Source organism: Stenotrophomonas panacihumi, from assembly GCF_001431645.1.
GTDB classification, from domain to species: domain Bacteria; phylum Pseudomonadota; class Gammaproteobacteria; order Xanthomonadales; family Xanthomonadaceae; genus Stenotrophomonas_A; species Stenotrophomonas_A panacihumi.
The window spans coordinates 19491-36172 of the sequence record NZ_LLXU01000054.1 but is presented as its reverse complement, the minus strand read 5'-3'; the positions used below and the strand labels follow the sequence as shown (position 1 = coordinate 36172).

14 protein-coding genes and 1 riboswitch are annotated in these 16682 nt (G+C 69.0%); of the genes, 8 read left to right on the top strand and 6 right to left on the bottom strand.

The genetic code is table 11. The features are described 5' to 3' along the window. Window positions 1-52 precede the first annotated feature (52 nt). On the top strand, window positions 53-1051 hold the full coding sequence (locus tag ARC20_RS03910; RefSeq protein WP_057644622.1) for an alpha/beta fold hydrolase: 999 nt from the start codon (window positions 53-55) through the stop codon (window positions 1049-1051). A gap of 267 nt (window positions 1052-1318) precedes the next feature. Then, window positions 1319-3370 carry a glycosyl hydrolase family 18 protein gene (locus tag ARC20_RS18850; RefSeq protein WP_425478525.1) on the top strand — a complete coding sequence of 684 codons (2052 nt, stop codon included), beginning with the start codon at window positions 1319-1321 and terminating at the stop codon, window positions 3368-3370. A gap of 92 nt (window positions 3371-3462) precedes the next feature. On the opposite strand, the gene ARC20_RS03900 is transcribed toward ARC20_RS18850, so the two are convergent. Genes ARC20_RS03900 through metX form a run of 3 tightly spaced genes read right to left on the bottom strand, consistent with a single transcriptional unit; the run spans window position 3463 to window position 6805 of the window. Further along, a complete protein-coding gene (locus ARC20_RS03900; RefSeq protein ID WP_057644619.1) occupies window positions 3463-4548 on the bottom strand; it encodes a homoserine dehydrogenase family protein in 1086 nt (361 codons plus the stop codon). Beyond that, the gene (locus tag ARC20_RS03895; RefSeq protein ID WP_057644617.1) at window positions 4545-5777 is read right to left on the bottom strand and encodes an O-succinylhomoserine (thiol)-lyase; all 1233 of its coding nucleotides are present in this window, start codon (window positions 5775-5777) and stop codon (window positions 4545-4547) included. The genes ARC20_RS03900 and ARC20_RS03895 overlap by 4 nt, the downstream gene beginning before the upstream one ends. Beyond that, on the bottom strand, window positions 5774-6805 hold the full coding sequence (metX, locus tag ARC20_RS03890; protein WP_057644614.1) for a homoserine O-succinyltransferase MetX: 1032 nt from the start codon (window positions 6803-6805) through the stop codon (window positions 5774-5776). The genes ARC20_RS03895 and metX overlap by 4 nt, the downstream gene beginning before the upstream one ends. 81 nt (window positions 6806-6886) lie before the next feature. After that, a riboswitch (SAM riboswitch) is annotated at window positions 6887-7006 on the bottom strand. A gap of 104 nt (window positions 7007-7110) precedes the next feature. Between metX and ARC20_RS03885 the strand changes: the two genes are divergently transcribed. The 4 genes from ARC20_RS03885 to ARC20_RS03870 all read left to right on the top strand — a co-directional run bounded on the left by ARC20_RS03885 (window position 7111) and on the right by ARC20_RS03870 (window position 12377). Further along, on the top strand, window positions 7111-7965 hold the full coding sequence (locus ARC20_RS03885) for a M23 family metallopeptidase (protein WP_081418016.1): 855 nt from the start codon (window positions 7111-7113) through the stop codon (window positions 7963-7965). A 69-nt stretch (window positions 7966-8034) separates the two neighbouring features. After that, window positions 8035-9639 carry a peptide chain release factor 3 gene (locus tag ARC20_RS03880; RefSeq protein WP_057644613.1) on the top strand — a complete coding sequence of 535 codons (1605 nt, stop codon included), beginning with the start codon at window positions 8035-8037 and terminating at the stop codon, window positions 9637-9639. Between the two features lie 80 nt (window positions 9640-9719). Continuing rightward, the gene (gene trhA / locus ARC20_RS03875) at window positions 9720-10364 is read left to right on the top strand and encodes a PAQR family membrane homeostasis protein TrhA (protein ID WP_057644609.1); all 645 of its coding nucleotides are present in this window, start codon (window positions 9720-9722) and stop codon (window positions 10362-10364) included. A gap of 57 nt (window positions 10365-10421) precedes the next feature. After that, on the top strand, window positions 10422-12377 hold the full coding sequence (locus ARC20_RS03870) for an AsmA family protein (protein ID WP_057644606.1): 1956 nt from the start codon (window positions 10422-10424) through the stop codon (window positions 12375-12377). A 3-nt stretch (window positions 12378-12380) separates the two neighbouring features. Here ARC20_RS03870 and ARC20_RS03865 read toward each other — a convergent pair whose 3' ends face one another. Genes ARC20_RS03865 through mtgA form a run of 3 tightly spaced genes read right to left on the bottom strand, consistent with a single transcriptional unit; the run spans window position 12381 to window position 14566 of the window. Then, the gene (locus ARC20_RS03865; RefSeq protein ID WP_057644717.1) at window positions 12381-12809 is read right to left on the bottom strand and encodes a CBS domain-containing protein; all 429 of its coding nucleotides are present in this window, start codon (window positions 12807-12809) and stop codon (window positions 12381-12383) included. Further along, window positions 12769-13785, bottom strand: coding sequence for a glycosyltransferase family 2 protein (locus ARC20_RS03860; protein ID WP_057644602.1), 1017 nt, complete (start codon window positions 13783-13785; stop codon window positions 12769-12771). The genes ARC20_RS03865 and ARC20_RS03860 overlap by 41 nt, the downstream gene beginning before the upstream one ends. 46 nt (window positions 13786-13831) lie before the next feature. After that, window positions 13832-14566, bottom strand: coding sequence for a monofunctional biosynthetic peptidoglycan transglycosylase (gene mtgA, locus ARC20_RS03855; protein ID WP_057644598.1), 735 nt, complete (start codon window positions 14564-14566; stop codon window positions 13832-13834). Window positions 14567-14645: 79 nt separating this feature from the next. On the opposite strand from mtgA, the gene hslO reads away from it, so the two are divergent. Both hslO and ARC20_RS03845 read left to right on the top strand, forming a co-directional pair. Beyond that, window positions 14646-15542: an Hsp33 family molecular chaperone HslO gene (hslO, locus tag ARC20_RS03850; protein ID WP_057644596.1), complete on the top strand. Its 897-nt coding sequence runs from the start codon at window positions 14646-14648 to the stop codon at window positions 15540-15542. Window positions 15543-15704: 162 nt separating this feature from the next. Then, a complete protein-coding gene (locus ARC20_RS03845) occupies window positions 15705-16535 on the top strand; it encodes an XOO1806 family protein (RefSeq protein ID WP_057644714.1) in 831 nt (276 codons plus the stop codon). Window positions 16536-16682 lie beyond the last annotated feature (147 nt).

The following is a 16682-nucleotide window of genomic DNA, read 5'->3' as shown; positions in this document are numbered from 1 at the left end:
GCCACCGCCTGGCTGCGGTAACCTGCGACCTCCCCCACGAAGGAGGTCGCGGATGCGCCCTGTTTTCCGCCTGCTTACGCTTTCGCTCGCGCTGGGCGCCACGCCCGCGCTGGCCGCCGACACCTACGGCCCGCGGCTGGAAGGCTTCGAGTATCCGTATCCGGTGCACACGTTCGCGCTGGAATCCCAGCAGCAGAAGCTGGAAATGGCGTATCTCGACGTGCCCGCCGCCGGCACGCCCAACGGGCGCACCGCGGTGCTGCTGCACGGCAAGAACTTCTGTGCCGCCACCTGGCGCGACACCATTTCCGCCCTGACGCAGGCCGGCTACCGCGTGATCGCGCCGGACCAGGTCGGCTTCTGCAAATCCAGCAAGCCTGCCGGCTACCAGTATTCGCTGGCGCAGCTGGCGGCCAACACGCATGCGCTGTTGCAGCAGTTGGGCATCGAGCGCGCCAGCGTGGTCGGCCATTCGATGGGCGGCATGCTGGCGATCCGCTATGCGCTGCTGTTCCCCGCCTCGGTGGAACGGCTGGCGCTGGTCGACCCCATCGGCCTGGAAGACTGGAAGGCCGAAGGCGTGCCGTGGCGCAGCGTCGATGCCTGGTATGCCGGTGAGCTGAAGACCGACTTCGCCAGCATCCAGCGCTACCAGCGCGAGGTGTACTACGGCGGCGACTGGAAGCCCGAATACGAACAATGGGCGCGCATGCAGGCGGGCCTGTATGCCGGCCCCGGCAAGCAGGCCGTGGCGTGGAGCCAGGCCCTGACCTCGGACATGGTGTTCAACCAGCCGGTGGTCTACGAACTGCCGAAGCTCACCGTGCCGACCACGTTGTTCATCGGCCTCAAGGACCGCACCGCCATCGGCCGCGATGCCGCTTCCCCGGAAGTGCGCGCGCGCATCGGCAACTACCCGGCGCTGGGCAAGCGTGCCGCCGCGGCGATTCCCGGCGCGCGGCTGGTGGAATTCGCCGACCTCGGCCACTCCCCGCAGGTGCAGGACCCGGCCCGCTTCAACGCCGCGCTGCTCGAGGCCCTGGGCGACTGACCGCCGGCCATCCCTGCGCCGCCGGAGACTGCGGCGGCGCAGCATGCACCCCACCGCTGTAAACGTTGTCACCGGAAAGACGTCACACTTCCGGCGTCTTCACGATGGCGCTTTGTTGACAACGTTATCACCACTACCTGAAGGTCTACGGGCCGGCCGCTCACAGGCCAGGCCCGCTTCGCGATCACCGCAATTCGTTGCCACAGGGGGAAAGGCCCGGCGCAACGCCGGGGAAAGGACATCCATCTACCGGACAGGAGATCTATCGTGAACGTGAAACACGCCTTAGCTTGGCTGTTGTGCGGTTGCACCAGCCTGGCCCTGGCTTTCCAGGCCCAGGCACAGTCCGTTTCCTGTAGTGGCGTTTCCGAATGGAACGCCGCGACGATCTACCAGGCCGGCGCGAAGCTGACCTACCAGGGCAAGCTCTACCAGACCACCACGCAGATCTGGAACGTGGCCCCGACCTACTGCACCAGTTGCGGCTGGTACCAGGAGCTGGGCACCTGCGGCACCACCGGGGGCAACACGCCGCCGACCGTGGCCCTGACCGCCCCCACCGCCGGCACGACCTACAGCGCGGGCGCCACCATCACGCTTGCCGCCACCGCGAGCGACAGCGACGGCACGATCAGCGGCGTGGAGTTCTTCCGCGGCAGCACCTCGTTGGGCACCGATACCAGCGCGCCTTACAGCGTGACCTGGAGCGGCGCGACCGCGGGCACGTATGCGCTCACCGCCAAGGCCACCGACAACGCCGGCGCCAGCACCACGTCTAGCGCGGTGAGCATCACCGTCAACGCCACCAGCACCGACACCACCGCACCGAGCGTGCCCACCGGGCTGGCCTCCACCTCGCAGACCAGCGCGAGCATCACGCTGTCCTGGAGCGCTTCCACCGATACCGGCGGCAGCGGCCTGGCCGGCTACAACGTGTATCGCGGCGGCACGCTGGTCGGCTCGCCGACGACGACCTCCTACACCGATTCGGCGCTGCGGGCCGACACCGCCTACACCTACACCGTGCGCGCCCGCGACAACGCCGGCAACGTCTCGGCCAACAGCACGCAGATCAGCGCGCGCACCAGCGTGGCCACCGGCGGCGGCGGCAACAAGCGCGTGATCGGCTACTTCACCCAGTGGGGCATCTACGGCCGCAACTACCAGGTGCGCGACATCGAGAACAGCGGTGCGGCCAACTACCTGACCCACATCAACTACGCCTTCGGCAACGTGCGCAACAACCTCTGCGAGGTCGGCAAGACGATTCCCTCGAACGAATCCACCGGCGAAGGCGGCGATGCGTTCGCCGACTACACCAAGTCGTTCGCGGCCGGGCAGAGCGTGGACGGCGTGGGCGACACCTGGGACCAGCCGCTGCGCGGCAACTGGAACCAGCTCAAGAAGCTCAAGGCCAAGCACCCGGGGCTGAAGGTGCTGATCTCGCTCGGCGGCTGGACCTGGTCGCGCGGCTTCGCCAGCGCTGCCCGTCCGGAGAACCGCCAGGCGTTCGTGGCCTCGTGCATCGACGCCTACATCCGCGGCAACCTGCCGGTGACCGACGGCGCGGGCGGCACGGCGGCGGCGGCCGGCGTGTTCGACGGCATCGACATCGACTGGGAATACCCGGCCGCCTGCGGCCTGGCCTGCGGCACCGCCGAGGAACGCCAGAACTACACCGCGCTGCTGGCCGAGTTCCGCCGCCAGCTCGATGCGGTGCGTTCGGGCCTGCTGCTGACCGTGGCGGTCGGCGCCGGCGTGGACAAGGTGCGCGTCACCGATCCCAACCTGTACGCGGCGTCCGTGGATTACATCAACGTCATGACCTATGACTTCCACGGCACCTGGGATACCAAGACCAACCACCACTCCGCGCTGTTCAGCTCCACCGCCGATCCTTCGACCGGCGACCAGCGCTACTACAACAGCAATGACGCCATCCAGGCGTTCCTCGACCGCGGCGTGCCGGCTTCCAAGCTCAACATCGGCATCGGCTTCTACGGGCGCGGCTGGACGGGCGTGTCGAATGCCAACAACGGCCTGTACCAGAACGGCAGCGCGGCCCCGGGCACCTACGAGGCGGGCAACGAGGACTACAAGGTCCTGCGCGGCCGTGCCGGTACCAGCTACATCGACTCGCAGGCGCGCGCGCACTGGAAGTACGACGGCAACACGTTCTGGAGCTACGACAACCCGGCCATCGTCACCGAGAAGATGAACTACGTGAAGGTGCAGGGCCTGGGCGGCGCGTTCTTCTGGGAGTTCAGCGGCGACTACCAGGGCGAGCTGCTGCGCACGATGGGCGAAGGGCTGAAGTAAGGCCATCGCCATGAGGTGTTGGAGGGCGGGCTACGGCCCGCCCTCCCCGCATGCAGTGTTCTCTCCGCACTGCATGCGTTTTTCCTGGCGTGTCAGACGACGATGCGCAGCACGTCGTCCAGCAGGGCGGCCGCGGTGACTTCCGCGCCAGCGCCCGGCCCCTGGATCAGCAGCGGCTGTTCGCGGTAACGATCGCTGTGGATCGCCACGCGGTTGTCGGTGCCGCCGCCGCCGGCCAGCGGATGGGTGGCCGGCAGTTCGCGCAGGCCCACGGTGGCGCCATGCGCATCGAAACGCCCGACGAAGCGCAGCACGCGCCCGGCGTCATGGGCATGCCGCCAACGGGTAGCCAGCACCCCATCGAGTTCCGGAAGGCGCGCATCGAAATCGGCGGGCGACAACGCCGCCAGCGCCTCGGGCACCAGTGAATCGACCAGCACCTGCTCGGCCCGCAGCGCGATGCCCGCCGCACGCGCCAGGATCAGCAGCTTGCGGCGCACGTCCTCGCCGGACAGGTCGATGCGCGGATCCGGCTCGGTGTAACCGGCCTGGGCGGCGGCGCGCACGCATTCGGAGAAAGGCGTGCGACCGTCGAAGCGATGGAACAGCCAGGCCAGCGACCCGGACAGCACGCCCTCGATGGCGTGGATATGGTCGCCGCCGGCAACCAGCGCGCGCACGCTGCTCAGCAGCGGCAGGCCCGCGCCGACGGTGGCGCTGTCGCCATAGTGGGATTCACCGGCGTGGCGCGCATCGCCAATGGCTTGGGCACGTTCCCAGTGCGCGCCCTGCCCCAGCTTGTTGGCGGTGACCACGTGCACGCCGCGGGCGAGCCAGTCGGCATGCCAGCTGGCGACGGCATCGCTGGCGGTCGCATCGACCAGCACGTCGCCGGCCTGCAACGCGGTGGTTTCGGCCCACGGTTGCAGGTCGACATCGGCATCGCGCGGCGCCTGCCGCGCTTCGGCCAAAGCCTGGGCGATACCGGCGCCGCAATCGCGCGCGATGCGCGAATTGGCCAGCCACTCGAAGCGCGGCAGGCGCAGCTGGCGCTGCTGCAGGGATTCATACCGCGCCACGAAGGCGCTGCCGACCACGCCGGTCCCCAGCAGCGCCAGGCGCGGGGTACGCGTGGCCGGGGCGATGCGGCGCGAAGCGAGGGGCGCGCCCTGGCTCATGCGTCGGCCTGTTTGCGTTCGGCCTCGGCCAGCGCGCGGTCGGCGCGTTCCAGCCCGGCGGCCAGGTCGGCGATGAGGTCTTCGGTCGACTCGATGCCGATCGACAGGCGCAGCAGGCCGTCGCTGATACCGGCCTTGGCGCGGGCCTCCGGGGTCATCGCCGCATGGGTCATCGAGGCCGGGTGCGCGACCAGGCTCTCCACGCCACCGAGCGATTCGGCCAGCGTGAAGTAGCGCAAGCCATCCACGAACGCACGCACCGCGATTTCCTGCAGCGCCGCATCGCCGCCCGCCAGCTCGAAACTGATCATCGCGCCGAAGCCCTTCTGCTGGCGCGCGGCCACCGCGTGGCCCGGGTGCGAGGCCAGCCCCGGGTAATAGACCTGCGCGACCGCTTCGTGTCGCTGCAGCAGCGCGGCGACGGCCTGGGCGTTCTCCTGGTGCACGCGCAGGCGCGCATCCAGCGTGCGCAGGCCGCGCAGGGTGAGGAAGGCATCGAACGGCGAGCCGGTCAGGCCCAGCGCGTTGGCCCACCACACCAGCTGCTGGTGCACCTCGGCGTCGCGCGCGATCACCGCGCCGCCCACCACGTCGCTGTGGCCGTTGACGTACTTGGTGGTGGAGTGCAGCACGACATCGGCGCCGAACTCGATCGGCCGCTGCAGCGCCGGCGAGAGGAAGGTGTTGTCGACCACCGCCAGCGCGCCGGCCTTGTGCGCGGCGTCGATGACGAAGCGCAGGTCGGTGATGCGCAGCAGCGGGTTGGAGGGTGTTTCCACCAGCACCAGCCGCGGCGACTGCGCCAGCGCCTCGGCCAGCGAGCGCGGGTCGGTGAGGTCGGCGGTGATCAGCTCGAAGTGGCCCTTCTTGGCCAATGCGTTGAACAGGCGCCAGCTGCCGCCGTACGCGTCGTGCGGCACCACCAGCTTGTCGCCCGGCTGCAGCAGCGCGTGCAGCACCAGGGTGATCGCGCCCATGCCGGTCGCGGTGATCACGCCGCCGGCGCCGCCTTCCAGTTCGGCGAGCGCTTCGCCCAGCAGGTCGCGGGTCGGATTGCCGCTGCGCGTGTAGTCGTACTGGCGCTTGTTGCCGAAGCCGTCGAAGGAGAAGTTCGACGACAGCACCAGCGGCGGGGTGACCGCGCCGAAAGCGGTGTCGCGATCGATGCCGGCACGCACCGCGGCGGTGGCGGCGGTACAGCGGACGTCGGCGGAATCGTGCAGGCTCATGCGGTTTCTCCGGTGGTGCGCAGGGCGGTAGCGAGGATCGCGTCGATGCGATCGGTTTCTTTCAGGAAGGCGTCGTGGCCATAGGGCGAGCGCAGCACGCGCAGGCTGCCGCGCGGGCCAAGGCCTTCGACCAGCGAGACGAGGTCGGCCAGCGGCACCAGGCGGTCGCCTTCGACGGCGACGACGACCGTGGGCACGGCGACGGCCGAAGGCACGACGCGGTGCAGGTCGATGGATTCGGACAGGCGCAGGTAGGCGTCGACCGGCGTGCGCGAGACGTACTGCGCGCCGGCGGCATCGAGGTAATCCTCGGCGGCGACGCGCACGCGGCCATTGACGACTTCCGGCGCGGCATCGAAGCGTTCGCCGAACTCCTCCGGCGTGCGGTAGCTGAGCATGGCGAACTGCCGCGCGAGCGCCAGGCCGTGGTCTTCGGCGCACTGCAACTGGCCCAGCGCGACGGCGCGGCGCTGCAACGCGCGCCAGGCGGCGGCATACGGATGGGCGCGATGCGCGCCGCTCACCGCCACCAGGCGATGCAGCCGCGCGGCATGGCGGATGGCGAACTGCAGGCCGACCAGCGCGCCGTAGGAGTAGCCGACGAAGCCGTGCAGCTGCTCGATGCCCAGCAGGTCGAGCAGCACGGCGATGGCGTCGGCCTGGTCGGCGGTGTCGATCGGCGCATCGAGCTTGCCGTCGGCGCCGAGGAAATCGAAGGACAGCAGCCGGCGGTTCGCCGGGTCGAGCGCGCGGCCTTCACCGACGAGGTCGTCGACCCAGCCCTTCTCCGGGAAATCGGCGTTGGCGGCGAGATGGCGATGGGCGGAAATGCCGCCGGCCACGAACACCACCGGCGCATCGGCCGCGCCGACCAGCTCGTAGCGCAGCGCCACCTGGCGCGCGCCGGCATGGCGCATCGACAGGGTGATGACGCGCTCGCCGCGCACGGCAACGCGCTGCGCATCGGCCACGAAGGCGGCGGGCGTATCGCTGGGAAGGAATCGGTTGGCGGCGTTCACGAGACTCATGGCGGTTTCCGGAGGAAGTTCCTGGAAAAACAGCCATCGAGCTTCGCGGAGCTCGCGTTCGACCTGCGGAAGGCAAGGTTCGAACCATCTTTCGGCGGACGCGGTGGTCCCCGCAGGATTTGGCACCTACGCGGATGCTTGCGCTGTCCGCGGGCTGCCCCGGCATCAAAGGGCCTGTCCCTCCGCCGGTCTCGATGGTGCGTGCACGATGCCAGCCCTTTGCGAGCATGTCAATCGCTTCATGCGGATGAAAGGATGGATACATCTGCAACCTTTGCCGGCCGCCCCACGTATGATCCCCGGCCATGTCGCGACGCCCCTTTTTCCTCCTGGCCTTGCTGCTGGTGCCGATGACGGTGCCGGCCCAGCGCCTGCTGCACTGGAATGCGCCCACCGCGCCGGCGCGGCCGATGGCCGAAGGCAGCTGGCTGCGGCTGGCGCCCGCGGGCGGCGGCTACGTGGCGTGGGTCGACAACCCGCTCCCGGGCCCGGCGCAGGTGCGCCTGCGCGCCGGCAGTGCCGAGGGTTATGAAAGCGTGCCGGCCCTGCCCACCGCCGCCGTGCTCTCGGCCGGGGAACGTCGCGCCGTGGCCCACCTGTACCGGGTGGGTGGCGACGCGGCGCGGTTGGGCCTGGCCGTGGACGCGATCCCCGGCGACCCGCGCGCCCTGCCCGACGGCCAGGTGCTGCGCCTGCCCTTCGACGGCGCGCCGATCCGCGTGGACCAGGGCTACGACGGCGCCTTCAGCCACCACGACGACGCCAACCGCTACGCGCTGGACTTCGCCCTGCCCGAGGGCACGCCGATCCTGGCCGCGCGCGAAGGCACCGTATTGCAGGTGGAGGCCGGCTACCGCGAAGGCGGCGACGACCACGCCCTGCCGGCCAACCTGGTCCGCATCCTCCATCGCGACGGCAGCATGGCCGTCTACGCCCACCTCTCGGCCGACGGCCTCGCCGTGCGGCCGGGGCAATGGGTGAAGGCCGGCGAGCGGATCGCCCTGTCCGGGCAGACCGGCTACAGCACGGGCCCGCACCTGCATTTCGCCGTCCAGGTGAACGCCGGGATGCGGCTGGCGGCGATCCCCTTCCGCATGGCCGGCCCGCTGGGCGAGCTGCACCTGCCGCGGACCGGGCCGGCGCCCGCCGCCGCGCCCTGACGCCCCGGCCGGGGCGGCTATAATGCGCGGCTCCGATCGCTTCCGCTGCGCCGCCCGGCGCGCTCGCTCATGTCCGAAGTTTCCACCGAAGCCGCGCGCCGCCGCACCTTCGCCATCATTTCCCACCCCGACGCCGGCAAGACCACGCTGACCGAAAAGCTGCTGCTGTTCGGCGGTGCGATCCAGATGGCCGGTTCGGTCAAGGGCCGCAAGGCCGCCCGCCACGCGACGTCCGACTGGATGGCGCTGGAAAAGGAGCGCGGCATCTCGGTCACTTCCTCGGTGATGCAGTTCCCGTACGAAGGCAAGATCGTCAACCTGCTCGACACCCCCGGCCACGCCGACTTCGGCGAGGACACCTACCGCGTGCTCACCGCGGTGGACTCGGCGCTGATGGTGATCGACGTGGCCAAGGGCGTGGAAGAGCGCACCATCAAGCTGATGGAGGTGTGCCGCCTGCGCGACACCCCGATCATGACCTTCATCAACAAGCTCGACCGCGAGGGCAAGGACCCGATCGAGCTGCTGGACGAAGTGGAGACGGTGCTGGGCATCCAGTGCGCGCCCGTCACCTGGCCGATCGGCATGGGCCAGCGCCTGAAAGGCGTGATCCACCTGATCACCGGCGAGGTGCACCTGTACGAGCCGGGCCGCAACTTCACCCGCCAGGACTCGACCATCTTCCCGTCCATCGACGCCCCCGGCGTGGCCGAGCGCATCGGCGCCGAGCTGCTGCAGCAGGTGCGTGACGAACTGGAACTGGTGCAGGGCGCCAGCCACCCGTTCGACGTGGAGGCCTACCTGGCCGGCCGGCAGACGCCGGTGTTCTTCGGTTCGGGCGTGAACAACTTCGGCGTGCAGCCGCTGCTGGACTTCTTCGTCGAGCACGCGCCGCCGCCGCAGCCGCGCGCCACCACCGGCCGCGATGTCGCCGCCACCGAGGAGAAGCTCACCGGCTTCGTGTTCAAGATCCAGGCGAACATGGATCCGCAGCACCGCGACCGCGTGGCGTTCATGCGCGTGTGCTCGGGCCGCTTCAGCGCCGGCATGAAGGCCTTCCACGTGCGCAGCGGCAAGGAAGTGAAGCTGGCCAACGCGCTGACCTTCATGGCCTCTGACCGCGAGATCGCCGCCGAAGCCTGGCCGGGCGATGTCATCGGCATCCACAACCACGGCACCATCTCCATTGGTGACACCTTCACCGAGGGCGAGTCGCTGTCGTTCACCGGCATCCCGAACTTCGCCCCGGAACTGTTCCGCCGCGCGCGCCTGCGCGACCCGCTCAAGCTCAAGCAGCTGCAGAAGGGCCTGGCGCAGCTGTCTGAGGAAGGCGCCACGCAGTTCTTCCGCCCGCTGATGAGCAACGACCTCATCCTCGGCGCGGTCGGCGTGCTGCAGTTCGACGTGGTCGCCTACCGCCTGAAGGACGAATACGGCGTGGACGCGATCTTCGAGCAGGTCAACGTGACCACCGCACGCTGGGTGCATTGTGACAACGCGAAGAAGCTCGAGGAGTTCCGCGAGAAGAACGCGATGAACCTCGGCGTGGATGCCGCCGGCCAGCTGGTGTACCTGGCGCCGACGCGGGTAAACCTGCAGCTGGCGCAGGAACGCGCGCCGGACGTGCGTTTCAGCGCCACCCGCGAACACGCGCACAGCGTGGCGATCGACTGATCGCCGTCGCACCACCGGGAACACGCTGTGTGGCGTTCCCGGCGATGCGAATCCTTCTCGACTCAGGTAACGTGGCGGGCATGAACGCCGACGCATCGCCCTCCACCGATCTGCGCGACGAGCTCGCCAGTGCGCTCACCCACGGCCTGGGCGCCATCGCCGCATTGGCCGGCGGCTCGGTGCTGATCACCCTCACCGCGATCTACGGCGACGGCTGGCAGCTCGCCACCACCATCGTATTCAGCGCCACCCTGCTGCTGCTCTACGTGGCCTCCACGCTGTACCACGCCATCCCGCATCCGGGCGCCAAGGCGCGGTTGCAGATCTTCGACCACTGCGCGATCTATCTCTTGATCGCCGGCACTTATACGCCGTTCACCCTGATCGGCCTGCGTGGCCCATGGGGCTGGAGCCTGTTCACCGCGATCTGGTCGCTGGCGGTGGCCGGCGTGGTGTTCAAGCTGTTCTTCACCGGCCGCTTCCGGCTGCTGTCGACCATCATCTACATCGCGATGGGCTGGCTGGTGATCGTGGCGATCAAGCCGCTGCTGACCTCGCTCGATGCGTTCACGCTGGGCTGGCTGCTCGCTGGCGGCCTGTTCTATACGCTGGGCACCTGGTTCTACCAGCGCGACTCGGTGCGTTACTTCCACGCCATCTGGCACCTGTTCGTGCTAGCCGGCAGCGTGTGCCATTTCGTGGCGGTCACCGCGCAGGTGTTGTGACGCGCCCTTCAAATGCCGTTCGCGCGGCTTGCACGCGCTGATCCGAACCATGGACGCATGAATGATGCGTCCGCCGCTCCCGCTGCCCCGAAACGCCACTTCACGCCCCGTCGCCAGCGCTGGCTGGCCGCGCTGGGCGTCGTCGTCGCGTTGATCCTGCTGCTGATCGCGCTGTGGGACTGGAACTGGTTCCGCGGCCCGGTGGAACGCGCGGTGGAAGCCCGCACCGGCCGCGAGTTCCATCTCGGCCATCTGGACGTGGACCTCGGCCGCGTCACCACGATCCGCGGCGACGACATCACGCTCGCCAATGCCGATTGGTCCAAGACCCCGCGCATGGCCGCCATGGACCGCGCGGAGATCGACGTGCGCTTCTGGCCCCTGCTGGTGGGCAAGGTGCAGATTCCGGAAATCCGCCTCTCCAAGCCCGACCTGCTGCTGGAAACCGGCACCCAGGACCATCCCGGCAACTGGGTCTTCAAGGAAAGCGGCGGCGACGGCACGCTGCCCGCGCTCGGGCGCCTGCGCATCACCGACGGCCAGCTGAAGTTCGTCGATGCCGCCGGCAAGACCGATATCAACGTCAGCGTGAACAGCCTGCCGGTGAAGAAGGCCGACGATGCCGCGCCGATCGCCATCGAAGGCAAGGGCCGCTGGCAGGGCAATCCGTTCACCCTGCGCGGCAGCACCGCCTCGCCGCTGGAACTGAGCCAGACCGAACATCCGTTCCGCATCGACCTGCGCGGCAGTGCCGGCGCGACCAAGGCGCACGTGCGCGGCACGCTGACCAATCCGTTCCAGTTCCGCGTGTTCGACCTGCAGATGGCGCTCTCCGGCCAGGACATGGAAGACCTGTATCCGCTGCTGGGCCTGGCCATTCCTTCCACGCCGCCGTACCAGCTCGATGGCCGCCTGCAGCGCGAGAACGACGTGTGGCGCTACCTGGACTTCAAGGGCCGCGCGGGCGACAGCGACCTCGCCGGCGACGTCGAAGTCGACACCGCGCCGGAACGCCCGCTGCTGCACGCCGAACTCGTCTCCAAACGGCTGGACTTCGACGACCTCGCTGGCTTCGTCGGCGCGCCGCCGAAAACCGATGCGGGCGAAACCGCCAACGCGGAGCAGAAGGCCGAGGCGGCGAAGATCAAGGCCAGCGGCAAGGTGCTGCCGACCAAGCCCTACGACCTCTCCAAGCTGCGCGCGATGGATGCCGAGGTGCATTGGCGCGCGCAGCGCATCAATGCGCCGTCGCTGCCACTGGACGACATGGACGCCACGCTCAGCCTGCACGACGGGCTGCTGGAACTGCATCCGCTCAATTTCGGCGTGGCTGGCGGCGACATCCGCTCCAACATCCGCATGGACGCGCGCAAGCCGCAGATCGCCACGCGCCTGCAGGCGCAGATCCGCGGCCTGCACCTGGGCCAGCTGTTCCCGGACGCCAAGCTCGCGCAGCAGGCCGAAGGCGCCATCGGCGGCAATGTCGAACTGAGCGGCACCGGCAATTCCATCGCGCAGATGCTCGGCAGCAGCGACGGCACGCTCGGCGTGGCAATGGGCCGCGGGCACATCGGCAACCTGATCATGGAACTGGCCGGCCTGGACGTGACCGAGTCGGTCAAGTTCCTCATCACCAAGGACAAGCAGATCCCGCTGCGTTGCGCGTTCGCCGATTTCGGCGTGCGCGACGGCCTGATGACCAGTCGCTCGCTGGCGGTGGACACCACTGACACGATCATCCTCGGCGAAGGCACGATCAACCTGAAGGACGAGAAGCTCGACCTGCTGCTCAAGCCGCGCCCGAAGGACCGCAGCATCCTCACCTTCCGCTCGCCGCTGCGCATCGGCGGCACCTTCGCCGATCCGTCGTTCTTCCCGGACCTGAAGGCGCTCGGCGTGCGCGGCGCGATCGCCGTGGCGCTGGGCACGATCGCCCCGCCGGCCGCGCTGCTGGCCACCATCGAGACCGGCCCGGGCAAGGACGCCGACTGCGGCGGCCAGTACGCGCGCTGAAACTCAGCCGGCGATGTAGCGCTGCAGCTGGTCGATGTCGCGACGCTGGTCCTCGATGACCGCCTTGACCAGGTCGCCGATCGACACCACGCCCTTGACCACGCCGCCCTCGACCACGGGCAGGTGGCGAAAGCGCCGTTCGGTCATCACCTGCATGCAGTGTTCGACCGAATCGCCGGGATCCACCGTCACGACCTCGGCGGTCATGATCTCCGAGACACGCGTGGTGGCCGAAGCGCGGTCGCGCAGCACCACCTTGCGGGCGTAATCGCGCTCGGACACGATCCCGACCAGCCGCTGGCCCTGCATCACCAGCACTGCGCCGACGCTTTTGTCGGCCATCAGCCGGATGGCATCGATCACCGCCGCATCGCTGCCCACGGCGAAGACCTCAGCCTTCTTCATCCCCAACAGTTGCCGCACCGTCAACATGGCTTGACGCTCCCTGCCTGGAAGGATGGCCGGAGGATACGCCTGTGCCACCGATGCGCGTGTCGACGAAGTACAACGGGCGCAGCTTGGCCTCGTCGTAGAGCCTGCCGAGGTATTCGCCGATCAACCCCAGCGCGATCAGCTGCACGCCGCCCAGGAACAGGATCACGGCCATCATGGTCGGCCAGCCGGCGACCGGGTCGCCCCACAGCGCGGCCTTCACCACCACCCACACCGCGAAGGCGAGCGCGAACACGGCGGTGAACAGGCCCAGGTAGGTGGCCACGCGCAGCGGCGCGGTGGAGAAGCTGGTGATGCCCTCCAGCGCGAAATTCCACAGCTTCCACAAGGTGAACTTGCTGCTTCCGGCCAAACGTGGCGAACGGTCGTAGGGCAGCGCGACCTGGCGGAAACCCACCCAGCCGAACAGGCCTTTCATGAAGCGATGGCGCTCGCGCAGCTGGTGCAGGGCAGCCAGCGCGCGCGGGGACAACAGGCGGAAATCCCCGGTGTCGGCGGGAATCGGCGTGCGCGACAAACGGCCAATCACGCGATAGAAACTTGCCGCGGCGGCGCGCTTGATCCAGCTCTCGCCGGCGCGCACGCGGCGCGTGCCGAAGACGTTGTCGTAACCCTCGCGCCACAGCGCCACGAACTGCGCGATGAGTTCCGGCGGGTCCTGGCCATCGGCGTCGAGCAGCAGGGCCGCGCCGGTCGTCACCTGGTCCAGGCCGGCGGTCAACGCGAGTTCCTTGCCGAAGTTGCGCGACAGGCGGATCGCCCCGACGCGCACGTCGCCCGATACCAGGCGTTGCAGCACCGGCCAGGTGCCATCACTGCTGCCGTCATCCACGTATAGCACGCGGCCTTGCAGGCCGGGCACCGCCTCGAGCGCGGCGATGATGCGCGGATGCAGGCGCGGCAGGCTCTCGGCCTCGTTGCAGGCGGCGACGACGACGGTCAGCAGATCGGACATGCGGCGATGGTACGTAGCCGGCCGCGCGGCGGCCAGCCACGCCGGCTCACGGCGAGAGGTAGCCCGGGCCGCCGAGCTGGCGGGTCTGGCGCTGGATCCACGCCGCGCGGCGTTGCACATAGGGGCCGGGGTTGCGCGCGTCGTAGCGTCGCGGCGCCGGCAGCACCGCCGCCAGGCGCGCGGCCTCGCCGGGCGCCAGGCGCGCGGCGTCCTTGCCCCAGAACTGCCGCGCCGCGGCCTGCACGCCATACACGCCATCGCCGAACTCGGCGATGTTGGCGTACACCTCGATGATCCGCTCCTTGGACCACAGCAGCTCGATCAGCACCGTGTACCAAGCCTCCAGGCCCTTGCGGATCCAGCTGCGCCCCTGCCACAGGAACAGGTTCTTGGAGACCTGCTGGCTGATCGTGCTGGCGCCGCGCAGGCGGCCACCACGTGCGTTGTGGTCGCGCGCCTTCTCGATGGCCTGCAGGTCGAAGCCACTGTGGAACGGGAAGCGCTGGTCTTCGGCGGCGATCAGCGAGATCGGCACGCTCGGGGCGATTTCGTCCAGGTCACGCCACTGGTAGCGCAGGCGGAAACCCCAGTCGCCCTCACCCCACGCTTCCACGTAACGCAACGCCATGGTGGTGGTGAACGGCGGATCGACGAAGCGCAGCACCAGCACCTGCAGCACGCTGGCCGCGGCGAACAGCAGCGGCGCGGCCAGCAGCCAATTGCGCCAGCGTCGCCAGCGCGAAGGTGGCGCCGCCTTGTGGATTTCCGCTTGCGCCCCCATCGTCACTGCATTCCCCCGCTTCCGGTCGCCTGCTGCATTATCCGGCAACAGGCGCCGCCCATGCTCACCTCCCGTACCGATGAACGCACAAGACCGACTGACCCGTTTCCTGCTCCCCACCGCCGGCGTCCGCGGCGTCCACGTCCAGCTCGGCGCCGCCTGGCAGGAAATCCGTGGCCGCGCCGACTATCCGCCCGCCGCCCGCCGGCTGCTCGGCGAAGCCTGCGTGGCCTCGGCGCTGTTCACCGGGCACACCAAGGTGGACGGGCGTTTGTCGGTACAGCTGCGCAACGGCGGCGACGGCGCGCTGCGCACGCTGTTCGCCGAATGCACCGCGGCCGGCACGCTGCGCGGCATCGTGCAACTCGACGAGGACGGCGACGCCCCCACCGACCTGCGCACCCTCGGCGAGGATGCGCTGTTGGCAATCACCATCGAAAACCCGGGCCTGGACCCGCGTGAGCCGCAGCGCTATCAGAGCCTGGTGGCGCTGGACGCGAGCACGCTGGACGAGGCGTTCGAGGACTATTTCCGCCAGTCCGAGCAGCTGCCGACCCGCCTGCTGCTGGCCGCCGACGGCGAGCAGGCCGCCGGCCTGTTGCTGCAGAAGCTGCCCGGCGACAGCGGCGACGAAGATGGCTGGAACCGCGTCAGCGCCCTGTTCGACACGCTGGCCGCGCCCGAGCTGCTCGAAGTAGAGGGGCCTGCCCTGCTGCACCGCCTGTTCCACGAAGAGCAGCCGGAACTGCTGGGCGGCAAGCCGCTGGCCTTCGCCTGCTCGTGCTCGCGCGAACGGGTGGAAGCGATGCTCCGCGCACTGGGCGAGGAAGAGGCCCGCGCCGCCGCCGAACCCACCGGCGCGGTCAAGATCCGCTGCGAGTTCTGCGGGCGTGAATATCACTTCCCTTTGACCGAATTCGGCGTATTGTTCGCTGAACCGTCGGCCAATGCGCCGGCTCCTGAGCGGCTTCAGTAACAGCCGTAACAGATTGACGGGACTACGTTCTGGGGAGGACGGAGACTTGTTAAAGAATCATAAACCGCCTAGCATCGTCGGCCTGGTTCCACGGGAACTAGACGCCTGCCTTTTGGTCTGACGAACGACATGCGCACCCTTGCCCGCCTTTCGCTTGCCCTGCTGACCGCGCTCGCCGCGGCCACGGGCGCGCATGCGCAGGCATTGCCGGCCAAGGACAGCAGCACCGTCATCCCGGTCTGGAACCAGGGCAGCGGCAAGGTCGAGGCCCTGCTCTACCTGGAGCCGACCGGCGAACAGAAGGCCGGCGCGCGCTGGCACTTCGGCCGCAATTCCCTGGACGCCGCCTTTGGCCTGTCTTCCGGCGACTCGCTCGGCCTGCTGTGCAACAGCAGCCGCGGCACGAGCATCAGCGGGCTAGCCAGCCACTGCATGCTGGCCACGCTGGGGGATGACGAGGACGACGCCGCGAGCAACCGGCATCTGTCCGGCACGCTGGGCTTCAACCGAGGCAGCACCCGCCTGGGCCTGACCGCCGGCACCGGCCGCGACACCCTCCCCGCCTGGCTCACCGGCAACGTGCGTTCGCCGGCCTCGCGCGTGGAGCAGAACGACCTGACGGTATTCGGCCAGAAGAACATCGGCCGCGAAGGATTCGTCTCCATCGGCGGCACGTTCGCCAAGGCGCGCCTGGTGCCGCTGGCCGACGCCGCGCCGGCGCTGGCCGATGAGTGGGACAGCAAGACGCTGAGCGTTGGCGGCGGGTATGGCGCATTCAGCGCCAACATCATCGGCCGCGTCGTCGACGTGCCGGGCCAGCCGGAAAAGTGGCAGGGCCTGGGCCTGGGCATCACCTGGCGCACCCCGTGGAGCGGCCAGCTGACCGTTGGTGCTGAGAACATCGTCACACGCGGGAAAAATCCCTTCGCGCCCAACAACGAGAGCAACAGCGACGGCACGGTGCCGTATGTTCGTTACGAACAGGACTTGTAACGCACTGATTGCAATGTGATTTATCGAAAAAACGCCCGCCTTGCGCGGGCGTTTTGCGTTGGGGCCGCTGCACCTCGCGGGTGCATAAGTCACCTATCAGTGCAAGGGGATTTCACGCGTTCCTTCTCATGCGTTAACGGTACTTTA

Bases quoted from the DNA above. Each gene is read 5' to 3' on its own strand.
- ARC20_RS03910 (WP_057644622.1), top strand. From the start codon at position 53: ATGCGCCCTGTTTTCCGCCTGCTTACGCTTTCGCTCGCGCTGGGCGCC.
- ARC20_RS03900 (WP_057644619.1), bottom strand. From the start codon at position 4,548: ATGAGCCAGGGCGCGCCCCTCGCTTCGCGCCGCATCGCCCCGGCCACG.
- ARC20_RS03895 (WP_057644617.1), bottom strand. From the start codon at position 5,777: ATGAGCCTGCACGATTCCGCCGACGTCCGCTGTACCGCCGCCACCGCC.
- metX (WP_057644614.1), bottom strand. From the start codon at position 6,805: ATGAGTCTCGTGAACGCCGCCAACCGATTCCTTCCCAGCGATACGCCC.
- ARC20_RS03885 (WP_081418016.1), top strand. From the start codon at position 7,111: ATGTCGCGACGCCCCTTTTTCCTCCTGGCCTTGCTGCTGGTGCCGATG.
- ARC20_RS03880 (WP_057644613.1), top strand. From the start codon at position 8,035: ATGTCCGAAGTTTCCACCGAAGCCGCGCGCCGCCGCACCTTCGCCATC.
- trhA (WP_057644609.1), top strand. From the start codon at position 9,720: ATGAACGCCGACGCATCGCCCTCCACCGATCTGCGCGACGAGCTCGCC.
- ARC20_RS03870 (WP_057644606.1), top strand. From the start codon at position 10,422: ATGAATGATGCGTCCGCCGCTCCCGCTGCCCCGAAACGCCACTTCACG.
- ARC20_RS03865 (WP_057644717.1), bottom strand. From the start codon at position 12,809: ATGTTGACGGTGCGGCAACTGTTGGGGATGAAGAAGGCTGAGGTCTTC.
- ARC20_RS03860 (WP_057644602.1), bottom strand. From the start codon at position 13,785: ATGTCCGATCTGCTGACCGTCGTCGTCGCCGCCTGCAACGAGGCCGAG.
- mtgA (WP_057644598.1), bottom strand. From the start codon at position 14,566: ATGGGGGCGCAAGCGGAAATCCACAAGGCGGCGCCACCTTCGCGCTGG.
- hslO (WP_057644596.1), top strand. From the start codon at position 14,646: ATGAACGCACAAGACCGACTGACCCGTTTCCTGCTCCCCACCGCCGGC.